General features: G+C 41.8%; 20 protein-coding genes. 14 read left to right on the forward strand and 6 right to left on the reverse strand.

The window, feature by feature from the left end; translation table 11 throughout:
* Positions 1-74 precede the first annotated feature (74 nt).
* Positions 75-275 (reverse strand): hypothetical protein, encoded by a 201-nt coding sequence (locus ACZ427_RS18215; RefSeq protein WP_461177411.1) that lies wholly within the window; start codon positions 273-275, stop codon positions 75-77.
* Positions 276-392: 117 nt separating this feature from the next.
* Between ACZ427_RS18215 and ACZ427_RS18220 the strand changes: the two genes are divergently transcribed.
* From ACZ427_RS18220 to ACZ427_RS18245, 6 genes are all read left to right on the forward strand, one after another.
* Positions 393-737 (forward strand): ArsR/SmtB family transcription factor, encoded by a 345-nt coding sequence (locus tag ACZ427_RS18220; RefSeq protein ID WP_461177410.1) that lies wholly within the window; start codon positions 393-395, stop codon positions 735-737.
* Positions 738-754: 17 nt separating this feature from the next.
* Positions 755-2,044 (forward strand): arsenic transporter, encoded by a 1,290-nt coding sequence (locus ACZ427_RS18225; protein WP_461177409.1) that lies wholly within the window; start codon positions 755-757, stop codon positions 2,042-2,044.
* A 15-nt stretch (positions 2,045-2,059) separates the two neighbouring features.
* Positions 2,060-2,479, forward strand: a complete 420-nt coding sequence (arsC, locus tag ACZ427_RS18230; protein WP_461177408.1) for an arsenate reductase (thioredoxin) — start codon at positions 2,060-2,062, stop codon at positions 2,477-2,479.
* A 148-nt stretch (positions 2,480-2,627) separates the two neighbouring features.
* On the forward strand, positions 2,628-3,104 hold the full coding sequence (locus ACZ427_RS18235; protein WP_461177407.1) for an ATP-grasp domain-containing protein: 477 nt from the start codon (positions 2,628-2,630) through the stop codon (positions 3,102-3,104).
* A complete protein-coding gene (locus ACZ427_RS18240; RefSeq protein WP_461177406.1) occupies positions 3,105-3,653 on the forward strand; it encodes an ATP-grasp domain-containing protein in 549 nt (182 codons plus the stop codon).
* A gap of 165 nt (positions 3,654-3,818) precedes the next feature.
* Positions 3,819-4,202 (forward strand): OsmC family protein, encoded by a 384-nt coding sequence (locus ACZ427_RS18245; RefSeq protein WP_461177405.1) that lies wholly within the window; start codon positions 3,819-3,821, stop codon positions 4,200-4,202.
* A gap of 155 nt (positions 4,203-4,357) precedes the next feature.
* Here the strand turns inward: ACZ427_RS18245 and ACZ427_RS18250 are convergent, their stop codons facing one another.
* From ACZ427_RS18250 to ACZ427_RS18260, 3 genes are read right to left on the reverse strand one after another with little or no spacing between them, the layout of a single operon-like run.
* Entirely contained in the window at positions 4,358-5,083 is a 726-nt protein-coding gene (locus ACZ427_RS18250; protein WP_461177404.1) for a P-II family nitrogen regulator, read from the reverse strand.
* Positions 5,037-5,807, reverse strand: coding sequence for a DUF1538 domain-containing protein (locus ACZ427_RS18255; protein ID WP_461177403.1), 771 nt, complete (start codon positions 5,805-5,807; stop codon positions 5,037-5,039). The genes ACZ427_RS18250 and ACZ427_RS18255 overlap by 47 nt, the downstream gene beginning before the upstream one ends.
* Positions 5,804-6,496: a DUF1538 domain-containing protein gene (locus ACZ427_RS18260; protein WP_461177402.1), complete on the reverse strand. Its 693-nt coding sequence runs from the start codon at positions 6,494-6,496 to the stop codon at positions 5,804-5,806. Before ACZ427_RS18260 ends, ACZ427_RS18255 begins: the two co-directional genes overlap by 4 nt.
* A 323-nt stretch (positions 6,497-6,819) precedes the next feature.
* On the opposite strand from ACZ427_RS18260, the gene ACZ427_RS18265 reads away from it, so the two are divergent.
* The 5 genes from ACZ427_RS18265 (at position 6,820) to ACZ427_RS18285 (ending at position 12,686) form a co-directional block, all read left to right on the forward strand.
* The gene (locus tag ACZ427_RS18265) at positions 6,820-7,875 is read left to right on the forward strand and encodes an LLM class flavin-dependent oxidoreductase (RefSeq protein ID WP_461177401.1); all 1,056 of its coding nucleotides are present in this window, start codon (positions 6,820-6,822) and stop codon (positions 7,873-7,875) included.
* A gap of 15 nt (positions 7,876-7,890) precedes the next feature.
* Positions 7,891-8,457 (forward strand): NADPH-dependent FMN reductase, encoded by a 567-nt coding sequence (locus tag ACZ427_RS18270; protein ID WP_461177400.1) that lies wholly within the window; start codon positions 7,891-7,893, stop codon positions 8,455-8,457.
* A 194-nt stretch (positions 8,458-8,651) separates the two neighbouring features.
* Entirely contained in the window at positions 8,652-9,209 is a 558-nt protein-coding gene (locus tag ACZ427_RS18275; RefSeq protein ID WP_461177399.1) for an NADPH-dependent FMN reductase, read from the forward strand.
* Between the two features lie 164 nt (positions 9,210-9,373).
* On the forward strand, positions 9,374-11,761 hold the full coding sequence (locus tag ACZ427_RS18280; protein WP_461177398.1) for a penicillin acylase family protein: 2,388 nt from the start codon (positions 9,374-9,376) through the stop codon (positions 11,759-11,761).
* 58 nt (positions 11,762-11,819) lie between these two features.
* A complete protein-coding gene (locus ACZ427_RS18285; protein ID WP_461177397.1) occupies positions 11,820-12,686 on the forward strand; it encodes a Cof-type HAD-IIB family hydrolase in 867 nt (288 codons plus the stop codon).
* 532 nt (positions 12,687-13,218) lie between these two features.
* On the opposite strand, the gene ACZ427_RS18290 is transcribed toward ACZ427_RS18285, so the two are convergent.
* Positions 13,219-14,049 carry a C40 family peptidase gene (locus ACZ427_RS18290; RefSeq protein ID WP_461177396.1) on the reverse strand — a complete coding sequence of 277 codons (831 nt, stop codon included), beginning with the start codon at positions 14,047-14,049 and terminating at the stop codon, positions 13,219-13,221.
* 190 nt (positions 14,050-14,239) lie between these two features.
* On the opposite strand from ACZ427_RS18290, the gene ACZ427_RS18295 reads away from it, so the two are divergent.
* Together ACZ427_RS18295 and ACZ427_RS18300 are read left to right on the forward strand one after the other, a co-directional pair.
* Positions 14,240-14,761, forward strand: coding sequence for a methylated-DNA--[protein]-cysteine S-methyltransferase (locus ACZ427_RS18295; protein ID WP_461177395.1), 522 nt, complete (start codon positions 14,240-14,242; stop codon positions 14,759-14,761).
* Positions 14,758-15,399 (forward strand): endonuclease III domain-containing protein, encoded by a 642-nt coding sequence (locus ACZ427_RS18300; RefSeq protein WP_461177394.1) that lies wholly within the window; start codon positions 14,758-14,760, stop codon positions 15,397-15,399. The genes ACZ427_RS18295 and ACZ427_RS18300 overlap by 4 nt, the downstream gene beginning before the upstream one ends.
* Positions 15,400-15,518: 119 nt before the next feature.
* Here the strand turns inward: ACZ427_RS18300 and ACZ427_RS18305 are convergent, their stop codons facing one another.
* Positions 15,519-16,280 (reverse strand): MerR family transcriptional regulator, encoded by a 762-nt coding sequence (locus tag ACZ427_RS18305; RefSeq protein ID WP_461177393.1) that lies wholly within the window; start codon positions 16,278-16,280, stop codon positions 15,519-15,521.
* A 143-nt stretch (positions 16,281-16,423) separates the two neighbouring features.
* On the opposite strand from ACZ427_RS18305, the gene ACZ427_RS18310 reads away from it, so the two are divergent.
* The gene (locus ACZ427_RS18310; RefSeq protein WP_461177392.1) at positions 16,424-17,068 is read left to right on the forward strand and encodes a hypothetical protein; all 645 of its coding nucleotides are present in this window, start codon (positions 16,424-16,426) and stop codon (positions 17,066-17,068) included.
* The last annotated feature ends 225 nt before the right edge of the window (positions 17,069-17,293 follow it).

The raw sequence follows: 17,293 nt of genomic DNA on the forward strand, positions 1-17,293 counted from the left end.
TCCTTTATGAAAGGATTTATCTTTATTTTTCTCTTGGACAAATGAAACGATACGAGGAAGTAAACCCCATTTAACTATATTTTTTCCATTGTTCTGCAAGCCTGTAAAAAGCTCTGATAAGTCGATTCACCATACCGATCCTTATTGGAGTTGAAAAAATGTTTAAATGTTTGATCTATCGCCTGATCTATGGTTAATTTTTGTGTGTTCATCTGTAACTTTAAATAGGATATAAAATAGTCCTTACTTAATGTTCCGGCATTTTTCACGGGCATCTTACCACACTCCTGAAATAAGTAGTATGTATAGCTTAGCATAACCATTTTATGAATTGAATATATAAGCATATCGTTATATACTAATAAAGTAATGGAAGTGGAGGTACTTTAAAGATGATACAAACGGAAATTGAAATGGATAAAGCAGCACTTATTTTAAAATTACTGGGTGATCAAACACGCCTGACGATGATGAAAATCCTTGACGGTCAAGCCTGCTGTGTCTGTGAATTTGTGGAAATTTTCCAGACAAGTCAGCCATCCATCAGCCAGCACCTTCGTAAATTGAGAGATATTGGTCTGGTGACGGAAGAGCGAAAGGGTCAGTGGATCTTTTATTCCATCAATAAATTGAACGAATATTACCCGTTTATAAAGCAGATTCTTGATCAGCTGCCCGACCAGGAATATAAATTAAAAGAATTGGAGAAACAAGGAATTCGCAATTCCTGTTGTTAAAGTTGGAGGTATAGATTTTGTCACTACTCGCAGTTATCATATTTTTAGTTACGTTAATTTTAGTGATTTGGCAGCCAAAAGGCCTGTCGATCGGCTGGTCCGCGATTGGTGGTGCAGTCCTTGCTTTACTCATTGGAGTTGTTGATTTTAATGATGTCATCGAAGTAACTGGCATCGTCTGGAATGCTACGTTGGCGTTCGTGGCGATTATCCTTATTTCACTAATACTCGATGAAATTGGATTTTTTGAATGGGCATCCTTACATATGGCGCGGATTGCAAATGGAAATGGGATAAAAATGTTTGTCTATATCAGTCTGCTTGGTGCAGTGGTAGCGGCCTTTTTCGCAAATGACGGGGCTGCGTTGATCCTTACGCCGATTGTGCTGGCAATGGTCCGCAACCTGAATTTCAAAGAAACCATGGTGTTTCCGTTTATTATGGCAAGTGGATTTATCGCGGATACAACCTCCTTGCCGTTTGTTGTGAGTAACCTTGTAAACATTGTTTCAGCGGACTTCTTTGCGATTGGATTTGTGGAATATGCATCACGTATGATTATTCCCAATCTCTTTTCACTGACTGCAACCATTACAGTATTATTGATTTATTTCAGGAAAAGTATTCCGAAAACCTTTGATATATCCAAATTACGTGAACCGGATGAAGCGATTCGGGACCTGAAAATGTTCTGGCTTTCCTGGTATGTACTTGGAGTATTAGTAATCGGCTACTTCGTCAGCGAGTTTATCAACCTTCCTGTTTCGATTGTTGCAGGAGTGATTGCGATATTCTTTATCCTGATGGCCAGGAAAAGCAGTGTTGTTAATACGAAAGAAGTTATTAAGGGCGCGCCATGGAATATTGTTTTTTTCTCAATCGGAATGTATGTGGTCGTATTTGGCCTTCGAAATGCAGGACTCACCGATTTGCTGGCGACTGTTATCCAGGCAGCCGCAGATGAGGGATTATTTATTGCGACAATGGCGATGGGCTTCATTGCTGCAATCCTTTCTTCGATTATGAATAATATGCCAACTGTCATGATTGACGCGATTGCGATTGCTGAAACGAATACGTCCGGCGTGATGAGGGAAGCACTTATCTATGCCAACGTTATTGGCTCTGACCTTGGCCCAAAAATCACACCAATCGGCTCACTCGCAACATTACTGTGGCTCCACGTATTATCGCAAAAAGGAGTCAAAATCTCCTGGGGCACCTATTTTAAAACAGGGATTATTTTAACGATCCCAATATTGATTATTACGTTATTCGGTCTATATTTAACTTTATTTATTATTTAAAGGAGTGTATAAATGATGGCGAAAAAAACAATTTACTTCTTATGTACGGGAAATTCTTGCAGGAGCCAAATGGCAGAGGGATGGGCGAAGAAGCATCTGGGTGATGAATGGGAAGTGAAAAGTGCAGGGATTGAAGCACATGGATTAAATCCGAATGCGGTGAAAGCAATGAACGAGGCAGGTATCGATATCTCGAATCAACAATCGGAAGTAATCGATGCAGAAATTTTAAATAATGCTACACTGGCTGTTACGCTCTGTGGGGATGCAGCTGACCGATGTCCGATGACACCACCCCAGGTTAAGCGCGAGCACTGGGGATTTGACGATCCGGCAAAAGCAGAAGGAACAGAAGAAGAAAAATGGCAGGTCTTCCAGCGCGTCCGTGATGAAATTGGTGAGCGCATCAAATATTTTGCAGAAACTGGAGAATAATAAACGACAAGGGCCATGGTGGGTAAGGGACACCAATGCCGCCATCATGGTCCAATCCAGTATAATCTGTTGAAATATGGTGGAACATCAGTTAAAGTCATTATAGAAACAACAGGTGTATACTTTAAACGTGTTAGGAAGTTGGTAAATGGAAAGAATAAATGTTTTGGTTACAGGCATAGGAGGCCCAACCGCACAGGGCATATTGCGGGGGCTCAAGGAAAAGGAAGATATTCATCTCGTTGGCACAGACCGGCGACGTGTTACTGCAGGAAACTTCTTTTGTGATACGGTATACCAACCCCCGCGTTATACCGAGTTGGAAGATTACAAAAAAGCAATAACTGACATTATCGACAAAGAAAACATTCATGCTGTTTTCCCTACTCTCCATGATGAAATAGAAATCTACGAGAAATTCAGGAGAGAGTTGAATGCGGAAGTTGCATTGCCTGTAAGTGATCATTTTGACATACTCAATGATAAAGAAAGGGCATATCAATATCTTTCTGAAAAAGGTCTTCATTCATACATACCCAAATACCGCGGATTTACTAATACTGCTGAATTACCCCATATTGTTGAAAAATTCTTTCCGGAAGATGATTATATCTGTGTAAAATAAGTGAATGGGAATGGTGCACTAGGATTTGCAATATTGACAAATCGGGAAAATTATTTAAAAGCGATAAAAGAAGGAAAAAATAAAATATATAATATGGACGATTACTGCGAGGTCCCTTCCATGGAAAGGCGAATTGTCATGGAATACTTGAAAGGAACCGAATACAGTGTGGATGTGTATATCCATAATGGAAAAGTTATCGTAGCAGTCCCGCGTGAACGTACACAGGTATCGAATGGTATCGTATTGGATGGAACCGTTGTTTTCAATGAAGAGCTGATCCAGGCCGCAACAGAAATAACAGAATGTGTCGCGACAAGTGGTTTTATTAACCTACAGTTTATTACAACGGATGACGGCTACCAATTAACGGATATAAACGCCCGCTTTGGCGGCAGCCATGTGATGAGTCTCGGAGCAGGTGTGAATTTCCCATATTTATTTCTGCAATATGAGTTATTAGGCGAACATGTTACGGTAAACCCGCAATGGAATACACGAATGATTCGCTACAGAGATCATTATTTTATACCAGATGAGGAAGTATAGAGCTTTTTTTGCTAAGGGAGTCTGGTTATGTGGGATCGGGACCATGAGCGCCGGGCTGATTGGCAAAAATGCCGAACCTGTGAGAATGAATTGTAAGCATTTTTCATTAATTTTTCATACTTATCATTTATAATGAGGTAAAATCGATGAAAAAGGATGATATCAATGGAATACAATATGACGGAAAATGGGTTTCAAACAGAATTTGAATTTGGTACATTAGATATCTCAAGCAATGACGAGTACGGCTTTCGTCCATATGCACTGCTTGTTTCTTCAGTAGCAGTGTGCAGCGGCGGGGTGCTTCGAAAAGTGCTGGATAAAATGCGTATTGCATTTGAGGATATTAAAATCAAGGCAGAGGTAAAGCGGAATCCTGATGTGGCTGACCGTGTAGAGGAAATAAAATTACATTTCCGTATCTATGGAAAAGATATCCCAGAAAATAAAATTGAAAAAGCAATGGCTCTCACAAGAAAAAACTGCTCGATGGTACAATCGGTGCAGGATAGCATTCGTATTGAAGAAACATTTGAAATTAAATCATAAAAAAGAGAAATCGCCGGGGTGGAATGAAGACTCCAGGCGATTTTTTTGTGTAATTTGTTGAGGCAGGGGAGCGATGCGCACGTGAAAACGGAGCGAGCACTCTGTCAAATCGAGCGACACCACACCCCAAATCGCTTCCGAAACTCACACTAAGGCTAAGAATGCTCATTAACCATGTGATTTAATAAATGATTGATTCCTACTGTTTTTTCTACTTCAAGGACGAAAGCAATTCCTTTGCCAGGTTTATTTAATCCGGCATCTTCTTCAATCGCTTTCAAGACTTCTGTTGTTTTTTTTCGGTCAATCAGTGTCAGGACAACCTCTTTTTCCGGCTCTATGTTGATATTAAACAGTTTTGCCTGTTCGTGAATACCGGTGCCTCGCCCATGTAAGATTGTTCCTCCTTCTGCTCCGGCAGATTTGGAGGATTCAACAACCTGTTCAGCGTCTCCTTTATTTATAATTGTTATAATCAGGTCATACATAATTTTTTGCTCATTCATTATGTCATACCCACCTTTGTTACTGATTTCTTCCGTTTCAGCATCAATTCCTGCCATATGAGCGACTCCGGTGATTTTTTTCATATCAACGACAAACCCTATACCTTGCCGTGGTTTATTTAAGTTAACGGCATCGATAATTGAATTCATCACATCGGGGTAAATGTCAGTTGGAACAACCGTCAGGATAATTTCTCTTTCTCTTACCACAGGAATTCCCAGAAATCTATTCTTGTCATTGACTCTGAATCCATTCCCATAGAAAGTTGTTCCTCCCTGTGCACCAGCCCTTTTTGATGCATGGATGACTTTTTTAGCTTTTTCCTTCCTAACGATCGTCACTAACAGCTTTCGACCGGCTTTTGCTTTTGTCATCTTGAGCCTTCTCCTTTCTGTTATATAGAATCCCCAAAGATAACACGGATAAGATAGGGGCAAGCGCAACAAGTGCTACCATACCAAATCCTTCAAGAAGCGGGTCACTTCCTTCTGTGACAGAAGCGAATCCAACAAACATGGCCAGCATAAACGTAGCTGTCATTGGACCTGTCGCTACACCGCCTGAATCAAAGGCAATTGCTGTAAATGTTTTTGATGAGAATTTCACCATGATTAATGCCAGTATATATCCTGGCAATATTAAATACCATAGGGAAATTCCTAGTAGTATACGTAAGATGGATATGACAATTGCCAGTCCAACTCCAGTCGATAAGGTATAAAGCAAAATTTTGTGTTGAATGTATCCCCCTGAAGCCTTTTCGACCTGATGTAGCAGGACAGCTACAGCTGGTTCAGCATAAATAGCAAAAAAACCTAGAATGAATCCAATTGGTAGTAAAAGCCAAAGGTAATCCACTGACCCGAGTGCTGCACCCATTAATTCACCAACAGGCATGAAACCGATGTGAACACCTTGAAGGAAAAAAGAGAGGCCTAAAAATGTTAAAAGGAAGCCGACAGCTATATCGACTAGTTTCCGTTTCGGTAATTTCAAAAAAAACAGTTGAAAAATTACAAATAGAATAACCAAGGGCAATAATGCGGTGGTGACTTCTCCCATTGTTTCACCAAAACCTGCAAATACATGTAGGTTCATCCGTAAATCACCCCTAAAAACAACACGGAAAGAATTGGTCCAATAGAAGCAAGTGCTACCAGTCCGAAGCCGTCCGTTGAGGCAGACTTGCCCTTAATAACAGAAGCAACACCGACACCCAATGCCAGAATAAAAGGCACAGTTAACGGTCCGGTCGTTACGCCACCTGAATCAAAAGAGATTGGAACAAATGTGGAAGGAGTAAATGAAGCCACTAAGAATATTAGTGCATAACCTGCTGCAAGTATATAAACAATGCTGATATTGAAAATGATGCGAATCATTGCCAGGGCAACAAAAATCCCGACACCTAAGGCAACAGCAAGAATTAATATACTTTTGGGAATTGCCCCGTCTGATACCTGGTCAACCTGTGTGGAAAGTACACGAACATCAGGCTCGGCAATCGTTACAACAACTCCTAATAAAAAACCGAAGAAAATGATGAGCCAGACTTTCTTTGTTTTTGATAATGCAGAACCAATCATTTCCCCCACAGGCAGCAGGCCGACATTCACACCTAATAAAAAAAGAATAAGACCGATGCCTACAAAAACAACTCCGATTAAAAATTGAATGAAAGTCTCCATCGGTAGCCAAATCAATGTAAACTGTAAAACGGTTATAACAATCGTGATAGGTAAAATCGAATAGATGACTTCAAGTACCGTTTCTTTAATATTGTCCATAGCAACACACCTTACGTTTTAAAAATAAAAAATAAGTGAAGTAATATTTCAAAAAAGCGCAGGTATAAGTCCAAGTCCCATTATTATAACATAATTTTCAGAAATATTTAATGTGTATGCAGGCGCGCGACTGCACATTAGTTGGTACGGTGCTTAGTATACGTGGGAGTCGAAGCGTGCGTACTTCTTTTTATGTACTATATATTCTATACTAGCATTATGAAGAAATGATGGAAATGAAGATGACCATGTATCAGATTCAAAAAGTGGAAACATTAGAATGTGGAATCAATAATAGTATGAAAAGAAAGGTTGAGAGATAAATGGAAAAATACCGTATTGATCAAAGCAAAGGATTGGAATTCGGAATCTATACATTGGGGGATCATCTCCCGGATCCGCATACAGGGGAGCGCATTTCCGCAGAGCAGCGAATACATGAATTAATTGAATATGCTAAGCTGGCTGATCAGGCTGGGATTGATTTTTTCAGTGTTGGTGAAAGTCATCAGGAGTATTTTGCCACACAGGCACATGCTGTTGTACTTTCTGCTATTGCACAGGCCACAGAAAATATAAAAATTGCAAGTTCCTCTACCATTATTAGCACATCAGATCCTGTACGAGTATATGAAAATTTTGCAACACTTGATTTGATTTCCAGGGGACGTGCGGAGATTATCGCTGGGCGTGCATCGAGAGTAGGTCTCTTTGACTTATTAGGCTATAATCTTCGTGACTATGAAGAGCTGTATGAAGAAAAATTTGACCTCTTGCGGCAGATTAATGAAGAGGAAGTTGTTAATTGGGAGGGGGAATTTCGCGCTCCATTAAGAGATGCGAAGGTTCTCCCACGTCCGCAAAATGGTTCATTGCCGATTTGGCGTGCAGTTGGAGGGGCACCAGCCAGTGCAAGAAAAGCAGGTTATGCTGGTGTTGGAATGTTTATGGCTCATTTGGGCGGACCGGCAGCTGTTTTTAAACGGACGGTTGATGCATATCGTGACGCTGCAAAAGCAAGCGGCTTTGACCCATCAGAGCTGCCAATTGCAACTGCTGGATTTTTCTATGCAGCTGACAACACACAGCAGGCACTAAAAGATATGTATCCCCACATCAATGAAGGGATGAAGCGAACAAACGGTCAGGGTTTTCCCAAGCAGCACTTTGCACAGGGGGCAGACCCACGTAATGTAATGAATATTGGCAGTCCACAGGAGATTATTGAAAAAATTCTCTACCAGCATGAATTGTTTGGTCATCAGCGGTACATTGCACAAATTGATTTCGGGGGCATGCCATTTGATAAATTAATGAAAAACATTGAAATAATAGGTACAGAGATATTACCAGCAATCAAAAAATATACAGCAAAATAACAGGAGGCCTGGAACATGAAAATCGTTGCATTATCGGGTTCCAACGTCGGTACAAAAACAAGAACGGCGATGGATTATGCGGTTAAAGCTATCAATGATAAATACCCGGATACGGACGTGACATTCATTGATTTAGCCGAATTTGATATACAGTTCAGTGATGGACGTAATTATTTGGAATATGAAGGGGATACAGGATATGTAACAAAGACATTGATGGAAGCGGACGCCATTGTAATTGGTACACCTATTTTCCAGGCGTCTATCCCAGCTACATTGAAGAACATCTTTGATTTACTTCCTGTCCATGCATTTCGCGATAAAGTTACCAGTATGCTCGTAACAGCAGGCTCTGCAAAACATTACCTAATTGCAGAAAATCAATTAAAACCGATATTGGGCTATATGAAAGCCCAAATTGTTCAGACATATGTATTTATCGAGGAAGCGGATTTCCACCGAAAAGAAATTACAAATGATGACGTGCTATTCCGGATTGATCGCCTTGTAGAAGACACTGTCATACTAACGGAAACCTATACGAAAATTCGTGAAGCTAAAGAAGCCGAATATGATTTTTGATTGAAGGCGGGGCCTGTCCCCCGGCACGGTAAAGCGTTAACGCTTTAAAGCGCCGGGGGACAGACCCCGCTCTTGTGAAATAAGCAAAAAAAAGGAATTAAAAAGGCAAATCAGTTAAAATGGAGAGGATTAAATATAATATAATTAGTTTGTTCATGATGGCTGAAGGATAAAGTGAATTTAAACATACGGGGATGATTGAAGTGAAGGTTGTCGGTATTTCTGGTTCCATTGTAGGGTCTAAAACAAGGGCTACCGTTGAGAAGGTTTTAAATAATATTAAAGATTATATGCCGGACCTGGAAGTGGAGTTAGTGGATTTGAAGGATTACCAGCTGGATTTTTGTGATGGCAGATATTATATGGATTATACAGGCGACACAAAAATAGTGATCGATAAAGTGATTGAAGCAGATGCATACATTATCGGTACCCCAATTTACCAGGCCTCCATTCCGGGAACATTGAAAAATTTATTCGATTTACTTCCGGTTGATGCCATGATGCATAAAGCGGTTGGATTTGTGGCTTCGGCAGGGTCCGCCAAGCATCATTTAGTTGTGGAGCATCAGCTCAAACCCATTCTATCTTACTTAAAAGCCATGGTTCTCCCACAATATGTTTTTGTCGAGGAAAAGTATTATAACGATAAAAAGGAAATCACGGATGGTGAAATCCTCTTCAGGCTCAATAAGCTGGCGGAAGAGATTGTTGAAATGAGCAGGAAACTGGGGAAAATCCCTGCTGATTAGACGCACCTGTGTGAAATGCCGGAGTCCTTTATAGGGCTCTTTTTATTTGCTCCAACTGCCTTCCCATACGTTTTCTAATCGTGCCTCACGTATAATTAGAGGAATTTATTTTGTTTTCAAGAATAGTACATGTATAGAAAGCAAAATAAAAGGGGTGCTTTTACGTGGAAACACAAGAAACTGTCCAACCGCTGAAGAAGAAGATAAGCAAAAAGAAGGCAGTACTGATTTTCCTTGGTGCTATCCTCTTGATTGGAATGATTCTCCTATTTTTTGTAAACGCATATATAAATAAATCTCTGCCACAGCTGGAAGGTACATTGGAACTGCCCGTGCTAAAAGAGGAGGTCACCGTCATCACAGATGCTGATGGGGTGCCACATATTCAGGCAGAAAATGAACATGACTTGTACATCGCCCAAGGGTATGTACAGGCACAGCACCGAATGTTCCAGATGGAAATGTCGCGAAGGCAGGCATCTGGAACGTTAAGCGAAGTGGTAGGTGAGGCCTCTATTAACCAGGATAAGTATTTCCGTACCCTTGGATTACGGCGGGCGGCTGAGGAGTCGTATACCATCTACTCTGAGGAAGGAAAGCAGGTTTTACAAAGCTTTGCAGATGGTGTGAACGCGTATATCCAACAGGCTAAAGAGACCAACAGCCTGCCTGTTGAGTTCACTCTGATGGGGTCAGAGCCTGAGGAATGGACGCCGATTGATTCATTGACCATTGGAAAATATATGGCGTTTGATCTTGGTGGACATTGGGAGCGGCAGGCTTTCAATTATTATGCACTGAACAATTTCAACGAAGAAAAGGCATATGAATTATTTCCAGATTACCCTCAAAATAAGCCAACAATTCTGGGGAAAGAAGAAATCGATGTGGCAGATAGTTTTGCTGATGCGGTTATTCCTAATACGTTCAATGGAAGTAATAACTGGGTTGTCAGTGGGGAGAAAACAGAATCGGGGATGCCACTGTTGGCAGATGATCCACACTTAGGGCTGGCAACTCCATCCATTTGGCTGCAGATGCATTTAGAAGCAGGGGACATGAACGTAAGTGGGGTTATCTTTGCCGGCATTCCAGGAATTATCCTTGGGCACAATGATGAGATTGCCTGGGGAGTGACAAACACCGGTCCGGATGTACAGCAGTTATATATTGAGCAGCGCAATCCGGATAACCCGGAGGAATTTTTGTATGAGGGACAATGGGAGAAAGCTGCGATTATTGATGAGCCGATTGTGGTAAAAGACGGTGAAACAATTGATTATCAGGTGGTAGAAACTCGCCATGGACCAGTAGTTTCGGAATTCTCGCAAGGTTCCGCCGAAGAAAGGGCCATGTCATTAAGATGGACCGCATTGGATCCTACCACAGAGTTGGAAGCAATATTGGACATGAACAAAGCGGGCAATTGGCAGGAATTTGAACAAGGACTGGAAAAATTTCTGGCTCCAGCGCAGAACTTTGTATTCGCATCTACTGATGGAACAATTGCCTATAAAGTGAATGGAAATATACCAATCTATGAAAATGGCGAGGATGCACTCCTTCCACTCCCGGGATGGAAGGAGGAGCATGAATGGGAGGGCTTTATTCCATTTGATGAATTGCCACGTGTCATCAATCCGGAAAAAGGCTTTATCGCAACTGCAAATAATAAAATTGCCGGAGAAGAATACCCTTATCATATCAGCAATATATGGGCACAGCCGTACCGCTATGAACGAATCGCAGAAGTACTGAGTTCCAGCAATGATTTAACAGTGGAAGATATGCAGGCACTGCAAATGGATCGGATGAATTTACAGGCGCGTGAATTTGTTCCTGTTTTTGCAAATGTATTGGAAGATGAAGACCTTACAAGTACGGAGGAAGCGGCACTTTCACTTTTGCAGGATTGGGATTTCAAGGATGACGTCAATGATGCGCAGCCATTGATTTTCCATCACTGGATGGATGAAATCGAGACAATATTGTATGAGGATGACATTCCGGAAAGTATCATGAACCTGTTTGGCAATCAGGGACAGACCACTGATCAGCTCCTGCGTAAAGCAATCAACGGGGAGTACTCCATCTGGATAGAGGAAAATGGCGGTCTGGAAGAAGTATTGCAGACGTCACTTAAGGAAACATTAAAGTCACTCACACAAGAATTCGGCGAAGACCTGACGTTATGGCAATGGGGGGATTACCATAAGGTCCAGTTTTACCACCCTTTATCTGGCATTCATCCTGTTTTGTCATTCTTTTTTAATAATGAAAAAGCTCTCCCTGTTGGTGGAAGCAGCGTCACACCAATGGCTGCAAGCTATAACAGTGAGACAGGAGAAGTCAATCATGGTGCATCATGGCGATTTGTCGTTGATGCTGCTAGAATGGAGGAAGGCCATCATATTGTTGGGCCAGGTCAATCCGGACATTTTCGGAGTGAATGGTACAGCAATCAGATGGATGATTGGGTTGAAGGGAATTACCATAAGACAGGTATCAATGAGGTCGAAGGGATGCGACTTTTATTATCGCCGGGTGAATAGGGCATAACTCAGCCGGGAAAAATTATAAAGGAAACTATCATAAGTAAGGAGAAGACTATTGAAATTAATTGCTACAGATTTAGATGGAACATTGTTAAATGAACAAGGTGAGATAAGCAGGGAAAATGCAGAAGCCATCAATAAAGCGATGGAACGCGGGATAAAATTTGTTGTTGCCACAGGGAGGTCCTATGGTGCTGCAAACAAGCCACTCCAGGCTGTCGGATTAGCTTCACCGGTTATTTGTCTGAACGGTGCACTTACTTATTCGTTGGAGAAAGAAATGATGAGATCTGCCCCGATGGATATGACATTAGCTAAAAAGATTCAAAAGCTTTGTGATAAGGCCGGGATGTATGTTGAGTTTTTCACCAATAATGGTGTGTATTCTACTAGCAGGGAGCATTTCCTGCAGGTGATGGTTGATATTATGAAATCGGCCAACCCCGATCTGACAGAAGCAGAAATCCGCGAAGGAGCTGAGCAACGGTTTCAGGATGAAAAGGTACAATTCATCCAGGGTTATGATGACGTATTTTCTCAGGAGGGCATTGAAATCCATAAAATCCTCGGTTTTTCTATCGATAAGAAAAAGCTGCAGGAAGTGCGGGAAACTTTAAAGGATGAACATGAGCTTGCCATCACGTCCTCTGGTGATATTAATATTGAATTCAACCATCCGGACGCTCAGAAAGGAGTCGCCCTCGAGGTATTGGCAAAAAGCATGGGAATTGAAATGAAAGATGTCATGGCACTTGGTGATAACTTTAATGATGAGAGCATGCTGCGAATGGCCGGACGTGGTGTTGCGATGGGAAATGCGGTGGAAGAAATCAAGCAAATGTGTGATTACACAACAACAAAGAATTATGAGCATGGTGTGGCTGCGGCGATTGAGGAAATGCTTAAGGAAGTAAATGTGTAGGATTAAAAAAGGAAAGCTCATAGCGAGAGCTTTCCTTTTTTAGCAGTTAAGAAAGCATAAAACTTTCTTACTGCATAAGTGCGAGCTTTGGCAATTCGCCTAAGGGATTGGCGAATGCCAAGTCTTCTAATATTATCTTGCGGGATGTGGGTGTTTTGCCACGTTTCCTCCGGCGGCCTTGGTGCTGCTTTGGCCTGATGGGATTCGGTTGAAGTAGCGAGTGATGTGGGTGATGTTTGGAGAGATTCGGTTGATGATACATATGTTGAGGGTGATGTTAGGAAAGATCCGGTTGATGTAGCAATCCCCGAGGTTGATGTTTGAATAGATTCGGTCGATGTCGCCCATAAAGGAGTCGATGTTAGGAGAGATTCAGGCGATGTAGCGATCCCCAGGGCCGGTTAGAAAAGTTCCGAATGATGCAAAGAGACGCCCCGGCCCCGCTATTTGCCTTTTTTTACATTCTAAATAAAGGGCTGACTCTTTAGTTAAGAGTCAGCCCTCAAACGTTGCTGGATTATCTATCAGCATGTTATTCTGTGAAAGATTTTGCACCGATATAGCGGTCTTGCCAATAATCGTAGCTCATGTTCGCTACATTCACGGTGTCACCAGGTTTTGATGAATGAATCATTTGGTCGTTTCCGATATAAACACCACTATGGGAAGCACCTTCTGTATCATAAGTGTCTGCGAAGAATACAACGTCACCAACATTAGGGGAGTCTACATGTACCCCGTCATTTTGCCACATAGCTTCATGCGTACGGGAGACATTGATGCCAACCTGATCAAATGTGTAGTTAATGAACCCACTGCTGTCCATCCCGCTTAGTGTCGTGCCACCCCATGCGTATGGTGTGCCAATCGCACTTTCCGCTGCATCCACAATAGAAGAATCAGAAGCACTTGCTGGTGCAGGAGCTGTTTCTTCGGCAGAGGTGGTTTCTTCAGCAGCAGGTGCACTGGATGGTAATTCCAAAGCACCTAATGTATTTGGTCCTGCCACCCCATCGACGGCGAGATTATGATCTGCCTGAAAATCTTCTACTGCATCCTCTGTAATCGAACCGAAAATACCGTCAACGGTATATGTATAATAACCCATTTCCTGCAGTTCTGCTTGCAAATTAGTTACAGCCTGTCCTTCATCTCCCAAGTGATGAATTGCATTCGATTCAGTGGTCTCATTCTGCTGTGCCTCGACATCAGGCGTATTTTGCTCACTGATTGTAAGGTTGTCATCAGAAGGAGCATCGGAATAAGCGAAAACGCTTCCGCTAAGAGCCGGCGTGAACGCTAGAGAAGTAACCAATGCAGATGAAACCACATATTTCCTTATGGTATGATTAGATTGAGCCATGAAAGTTCCTCCTTATGTAAATCTAGTTGCTTCAAAATTGAGGGTTTCTTCGGCAAATTTCTACTCAATTTTTAAAGCTTGTGTCCAACCTAACATATGAGATTAACAGAGAGATAACATAGACGTTAACGGGAAATAACAATTAATAGTAAGCATGTAATATCTGTATTCTGCAAAAGGAGAGGTGCATATGAGAAGCGACAAGGAAGGAAAAACAATCTATTATAAACAACTAAAGATAGATGATTGGTCGATGTATCTTGCGGCAACAGACCAGGGGTTGTGTTTTGTCGGTTCACAAAATGGAGATCTAACGGAAGTAGAAGAATGGCTGGAAAAAAAGCGGCCAGAAGCAAAACTAGTAGAAAATTGGGGTAAGTTAGCAATTTATGCAGAACAATTAGCAGAATATCTAAATGGGAAGCGGCAGCTGTTTGATTTTCCGATAGATGTAATAGGAACTGAGTTTCAAGAAGCAGTCTGGGAGGAATTGCGAAATATCCCTTTCGGCCAAAAAAGGACGTATACAGATATTGCAGAAAACATTGGCAAGCCAGGCGCAGTACGGGCGGTCGGTTCAGCAATCGGCAAGAATCCTGTAATGATGGCCATCCCATGCCATCGTGTCATCAATAAAGATGGAAAAATGGGCGGTTTCCGTGGTGGAATCCCAATGAAGGAAAGACTGTTGGAACTGGAAAACAGCAAATGAACCAGAGCTATTTTTTGATTTATGAAAAGCTGTTCGATCATTACGGTTCGCAAAACTGGTGGCCGGCAGATACTCCTTTTGAAATGATGATCGGCTCCATTCTTGTACAGAATACGAGCTGGCGTAATGTGGAAAAGGCACTTTGGAACGTAAGACCATTTTTGCAGCCGGAAGAAATTGACTACATGCAACAAGAAAAGCTTGCCCAACTAATCCGGTCCAGTGGATTTTTCAATATCAAGGCAAAGCGGATCAAAGCATTCATGGAATGGTTTAAAAGCTATGATTATGATATGGAAAGGATTAAAAAAGAGGATAGACAGAAATTACGGGATGAGCTGGTAAATATTAAGGGCATTGGACAGGAAACCGCGGATGTCATGTTACTGTATGCTTTTGATAAACCTGTATTTGTCGTGGATGCCTATGCAAGAAGGATATTTTACCGAATCGGCCATGATATGCCAGTGTCCTACGATGGTTTCAGAAAGCAGATGGAAAAGGAATTGCCTGATGACCTGGTGTTATATAATGAGTTCCATGCATTGTTAGTAGAACATGCGAAGGAGCTGTGCAGGAAAAAACCACTATGTCACAGGTGCCCATTGCTGGAAATTTGTGAGCAACGAATGGATTAGAAGGGCTGGGAGATGAGGAGGACGTCTTTTTATCCCTAATTCGTAGCACGCCAAAAAAGCCGGAATGGATGAATGCACACGCAATCATTCACTCCAGCCTGTTCATTATTTCTTCTGTGTTACTTTTTCCCTGTGTAAACCAATACCGCATCTCTTAAAAATGCTGCACCGCCTTTTACATGCTTATCATAATAAGCGGTAAAGCGCTCATCGGCTACATACATTTCTGCCAGCCCTGCATGTGCATCCTTGGAATAGCTGCTCCATGAATACATCAGCCATTCCTTGTGCAGTTTGGCAAGATCCTGACCTCTGTCTGAGGCTGGGTCACCGGTTTGGTAAGCTTCTTTCAGCATGGAAATAACCTCCTGCTCAAGCCCTGTCATCTTCCGGTATTCCTCTTTGGTGAGCCCCATCAGCTTGGAATTGCTTTGATCAACGGTATCGTCACCATATTTTTCACGGATTTCCTTGCCGTATTTCTGTTCATTTTCATCAATCAATTTTTCCTTGAAGCCTTCAAATTTCTCTTTATCCTGCATGGCGTTTCCTCCTTCCTTGCTGGCAATTGTTTTCTCAACGGTTGCCAGCAAATCGTCAAGACGGGTGCGTTTCTCGATTAATTTGCTGTAATGTTTTTTCAAAGCAGCTGTTTCATCAAAATCCGGCTTACCCATAATATCCTTGATATCCCCCAGGTTAATTTCCAATTCACGGTAGAAGAGGATCTGCTGCAGCTGATCCACTTGTTTCTGGCCATAAATGCGATAGCCGGAAGTATTGATTCTTGCTGGTTTCAAAAGCCCAATCTGATCATAATATCGAAGTGTGCGGCCGCTCACACCGGAAACTTGAGCCAACTTCTTCACGGTATATTCCATGTGTACCCCTCCTGACTATTTCAATAATAGACCTTGACGCAACGTAAAGGTCAAGGGAGAAAAGAAATTGTTTTTAAAATAATATTGACGGATGCCTCGTATAAATAGAAAATAAGAATAGTTAAAGTCAGGGGTGTGAATAGATGGCGTTCATTCTTACATATCAATGGGAACTATTTATAGCATTGGAAGTATTATCATTACTGGCACTTCTCCTCTTTGGAATCGTCCGTTATTTCCTAAGCAGGCGAAAGTTGAGCCTGGTATTTATTCTTACTTTTCTTGTGCTGTTGGCAGTGGAAGCACTGCTGGCACTAGTGATATACCAGGAAACGGGGGAGATTTCCACCTTTCAGATTGTCATTATGATTTTTGTAGTGTATGCATGCACATTTGGGATTCTGGACTTCAAAAAGCTGGACCGCTGGATGCGTAAGAAAATTGGCCAATGGCGTAATGTAGAGCTTTTAACGGAAAAAGACCACCGAATCATGAAAAGGGATAAAGACCCAAAGTACTTGGCAAAAAAATACCGCTGGACGTCCATCATCCACCTGATTGTATTTGTTGTGGGGCAATCCGCATTGTGGATATATGGAACCGGCGATTTGGAAGAAATGTTCACATATTTGCGCGACTTTTCGTGGATTGAAGCAGGAAATGCTAACGACTCCCCATATGCAAATGAAACAATGTATGGCATCGGAATGATCTGGGGGATTGTGTTTATTGCTGATTTTATCTATTCATGGTCCTACACTATTTTTCCATCCAAACCAAAAGACTGAACGTTGGAGTTTAACTATAGCAGTTAAGAAACCAACATGGCGGCTAAGAGCATGCCACCACCATCTGTAATGAAAACAGCTTATTTACCCAGAAGGCTGTTCTAAAAGATTGGGACTGTGATTACGCTTCCCATTGAAAAGATTCGTTGCTTTTCCCGCAGGAGTCAACAGTCCTCCGCTTCAATCAACCTCTACAATAGTGAATGGCTATTATGTGATTGAATG

Source organism: Virgibacillus ainsalahensis, assembly GCF_055380755.1.

Coding starts and splice junctions, on each gene's coding strand:
- ACZ427_RS18215 (WP_461177411.1), bottom strand. CDS start 275: ATGCCCGTGAAAAATGCCGGAACATTAAGTAAGGACTATTTTATATCC.
- ACZ427_RS18220 (WP_461177410.1), top strand. CDS start 393: ATGATACAAACGGAAATTGAAATGGATAAAGCAGCACTTATTTTAAAA.
- arsC (WP_461177408.1), top strand. CDS start 2,060: ATGGCGAAAAAAACAATTTACTTCTTATGTACGGGAAATTCTTGCAGG.
- ACZ427_RS18235 (WP_461177407.1), top strand. CDS start 2,628: ATGGAAAGAATAAATGTTTTGGTTACAGGCATAGGAGGCCCAACCGCA.
- ACZ427_RS18245 (WP_461177405.1), top strand. CDS start 3,819: ATGGAATACAATATGACGGAAAATGGGTTTCAAACAGAATTTGAATTT.
- ACZ427_RS18250 (WP_461177404.1), bottom strand. CDS start 5,083: ATGACAAAAGCAAAAGCCGGTCGAAAGCTGTTAGTGACGATCGTTAGG.
- ACZ427_RS18255 (WP_461177403.1), bottom strand. CDS start 5,807: ATGAACCTACATGTATTTGCAGGTTTTGGTGAAACAATGGGAGAAGTC.
- ACZ427_RS18260 (WP_461177402.1), bottom strand. CDS start 6,496: ATGGACAATATTAAAGAAACGGTACTTGAAGTCATCTATTCGATTTTA.
- ACZ427_RS18265 (WP_461177401.1), top strand. CDS start 6,820: ATGGAAAAATACCGTATTGATCAAAGCAAAGGATTGGAATTCGGAATC.
- ACZ427_RS18270 (WP_461177400.1), top strand. CDS start 7,891: ATGAAAATCGTTGCATTATCGGGTTCCAACGTCGGTACAAAAACAAGA.
- ACZ427_RS18275 (WP_461177399.1), top strand. CDS start 8,652: ATGATTGAAGTGAAGGTTGTCGGTATTTCTGGTTCCATTGTAGGGTCT.
- ACZ427_RS18290 (WP_461177396.1), bottom strand. CDS start 14,049: ATGGCTCAATCTAATCATACCATAAGGAAATATGTGGTTTCATCTGCA.
- ACZ427_RS18295 (WP_461177395.1), top strand. CDS start 14,240: ATGAGAAGCGACAAGGAAGGAAAAACAATCTATTATAAACAACTAAAG.
- ACZ427_RS18300 (WP_461177394.1), top strand. CDS start 14,758: ATGAACCAGAGCTATTTTTTGATTTATGAAAAGCTGTTCGATCATTAC.
- ACZ427_RS18305 (WP_461177393.1), bottom strand. CDS start 16,280: ATGGAATATACCGTGAAGAAGTTGGCTCAAGTTTCCGGTGTGAGCGGC.
- ACZ427_RS18310 (WP_461177392.1), top strand. CDS start 16,424: ATGGCGTTCATTCTTACATATCAATGGGAACTATTTATAGCATTGGAA.